The sequence below is a fragment of the Kitasatospora sp. NEAU-69 genome (assembly GCF_057158765.1).
In genome coordinates, this window is sequence record NZ_JBWXUE010000088.1 from 1 (window position 1) to 690 (window position 690).

Genomic DNA, 690 nt, shown 5'->3' on the forward strand with positions numbered 1-690 from the left:
GTTGTAGGTGGGTGTCTGGTCGTTGTTTGAGAACTGCACAGTGGACGCGAGCATCTGTGGCCAAGTTTTTAAGGGCGCACGGTGGATGCCTTGGCACCAGGAACCGATGAAGGACGTGGGAGGCCGCGATAGGCCCCGGGGAGCTGTCAACCGAGCTTTGATCCGGGGGTGTCCGAATGGGGAAACCCGGCAGTCGTCATGGGCTGTCACCCATACCTGAACACATAGGGTATGTGGAGGGAACGCGGGGAAGTGAAACATCTCAGTACCCGCAGGAAGAGAAAACAACCGTGATTCCGGGAGTAGTGGCGAGCGAAACCGGATGAGGCTAAACCGTATTGGTGTGAGACCCGGCAGGGGTTGCCAATACGGGGTCGTGGGAAAGTTCTTCAGTCGTCTGCCGGCGGCTGGGTGAGTCAGAAACCGTATGGGTAGTCGAAGGACATGCGAAAGGTCCGGCGTAGAGGGTAAGACCCCCGTAGACGAAATCTGTACGGCTCACTTGAGCTTCTCCCAAGTAGCACGGAGCCCGAGAAATTCCGTGTGAATCTGGCGGGACCACCCGCTAAGCCTAAATATTCCCTGGTGACCGATAGCGGATAGTACCGTGAGGGAATGGTGAAAAGTACCGCGGGAGCGGAGTGAAATAGTACCTGAAACCGTGTGCCTACAAGCCGTGGGAGCGTCGTT

The 690-nt window shown here is 57.1% G+C and carries 1 rRNA gene; it reads left to right on the forward strand.

The window, feature by feature from the left end:
- Positions 1-58: 58 nt before the first annotated feature.
- Positions 59-690: ribosomal RNA gene (locus AC060L_RS37310) — 23S ribosomal RNA — on the forward strand; the annotation flags it as partial.